General features: G+C 64.0%; 1 protein-coding gene. It reads right to left on the bottom strand.

The genetic code is table 11. From position 1 onward, the window contains the following. On the bottom strand, positions 1–2465 hold a 2465-nt coding region (locus AC1DUR_RS25750; protein ID WP_477722385.1), incomplete at both ends, for a beta strand repeat-containing protein.

The following is a 2465-nucleotide window of genomic DNA, read 5'->3' as shown; positions in this document are numbered from 1 at the left end:
GTCCAGGTACGCATCCAGGCTGCCCGCATTGGCATGCTCGCCGCTCAACAAATCCTTCAAGTCCAGTGCGTCACCACCGGATGCCACCGGCGCAAGGTTGAAGTCCCTGATGACATCAGCGGCCGGCGTTCCGACGGTACCTTGATCACCCAGGCTCCACTTGAACGTATCGGAACCCAGGCCGCCCGCCATCATGTCGTCCCCTGCCCCGCCAGTGATCGATTCACCGGCCGAGGTACCCAACATCGCATCGCCGGCACTGGTTCCCGAGATCGGGTCGCCAGCGCTCCCACCCAGCAATTGGATATTCAGCGTCTGTGACGCCGTCAAATCGCCGTCTCCATCCGTCCCAGAAACACTGAACTGCAATACCTGCTCGGCCGGGAGAAGATTTTGACTGTACGCAAAAGAATCCACCTTTGCGTTCCCGCCGGTCACATTGAATGTGATCGTAGAAAAGTCGCCAGTAGGATCGATCGTGAATGTCCCATCTACGCCAGTATTGACAAAACCCGTTTCTCCCGTATTGGTGGTCCAGGTCATAACGAAGGCGTCGCTTGCCTGCTGTTTAATCGTGAACGACACACTGTCCACCTGGTTACCGGCAAACGTGACGCTGAAGTCATCGCCCGGATTCAGGTTCCCGTCGTTCACGCCAAAACCAGCGCTCGTCGGCTTGATCTGGTCCCCGCCCAAACCGGTGAAGGTGATGGCATCTGCGCCAGTCCCCAGCGTCAGCGAAGGCACTGCCGCACCGCCCTGGACACTGCCAAAATCAGCCACCTTCGTCACCGACGGACGCGGGTCGATCAAATCGAATTCGTACGTCCCATCGGGGTTGATGGTCAGGGCAAAGAAGTTGGTCGTGCTGGCGCCAGTTCCGGCTGTGATGGTCGTTGATCCGTCGAGGTTGTGCTGTACGGCGGAATAGTTGACACCACTCAGGCTTGTCAACGCGGACAAATTGATGACCCCTTCCCCATCTGCGCCGAAGGTCATATCGTGGGTGCCGACAAGCACCCCGGCCTGGTTCGTAATAATGCCGTGGTCAATTTGTGTGAATGTCGGCACATCGTCCACGATGTCCACCGTGATGGTGCTGGTCACCGTGTTGCCGTTGGCATCCGTCGCCTGGTAGGTGAAGGTGTCGCGGTTGTTCTCGGTGTTGGTGCCGTTGTTGGCGTCCGGGCTGGTATCAAAGCGCTGCGTCAGCGTGTAGCTGTAGCTGCCGTCCGCGTTGAGCGTCAGCGTGCCGAAGCTGCCTGCGGCCGGACTCGTCAGCGCGTAGCTGTAGCCGCCGGCACCACCGCTGACGTTGCCTACCAGCGTGCCGGCCGCCGTCTCCGCCGGGCTGGCCGGGTTGCTGCCCGTGGCCAGCGCCGCTTCGTTGACCGTGATGTCGTCGTTGCTTGCCGCCAGGCCGCTGTCGGTCAGCGTGATCGTCAGTGTCGTCGTGCTCAGGTCGCCGTCGCCGTCCTTGATGGTGTACACAAAGGTGTCGGTCGCGCCAGCCGGCGGCACCACGTTCGGGCTGCCGTCGTAGCTGTAGCTGCCGTTGGCCTGCAGTGTCAGCGTGCCGAAGCTGCCGGCAATGACCGTGTTCACGCCCGTCTGCACCGCCGTCGTGGTGTCGCCTCCGGCCACCCGCACGCCCACCACGCCGCCACCGGCTGCCGCGCCGTCGGCGCCGAACACGTCGTCCGTGCCGTCCGTCAGCACGTTGCCGCCCACCACAGCGCCTTCGGTCACGCTGTTGSTGTTCGAGAAGGCTGTCGGCACATCGTCCACGATGTCCACSGTGATGGTGCTGGTCACCGTGTTGCCGTTGGCATCCGTCGCCTGGTAGGTGAAGGTGTCGCGGTTGTTCTCGGTGTTGGTGCCGTTGTTGGCRTCCGGGCTGGTGTCAAAGCGCTGCGTCAGCGTGTAGCTGTAGCTGCCGTCCGGGTTCAGCGTCAGCGTGCCGAAGCTGCCTGCGGCCGGACTCGTCAGCGCGTAGCTGTAGCCGCCTGCGCCGCCGCTGACGTTGCCCACCAGCGTGCCGGCCGCCGTCTCGGCCGTGCTCGACGGGTTGCTGCCCGTGGCCAGCGCCGCTTCGTTGACCGTGATGTCGTCGTTGCTTGCCGCCAGGCCGCTGTCGGTCAGCGTGATCGTCAGCGTCGTCGTGCTCAGGTCGCCGTCGCCGTCCTTGATGGTGTACACRAAGGTGTCGGTCGCACCRGCCGGCGGCACCACGTTCGGGCTGCCGTCGTAGCTGTAGCTGCCGTTGGCCTGCAGGGTCAGCGTGCCGAAGCTGCCGGCAATGACCGTGTTCACGCCCGTCTGCACCGCCGTCGTGGTGTCGCCTCCGGCCACCCGCACGCCCACCACGCCGCCACCGGCTGCCGCGCCGTCGGCGCCGAACACGTCGTCCGTGCCGTCCGTCAGCACGTTGCCGCCCACCACAGCGCCTTCGGTCACGCTGTTGC

The organism is Polaromonas sp. P4_F4, from assembly GCF_056401355.1.
Note: the sequence above shows the minus strand (reverse complement) of the source record. Positions and strands in the feature narration are given on the sequence as shown.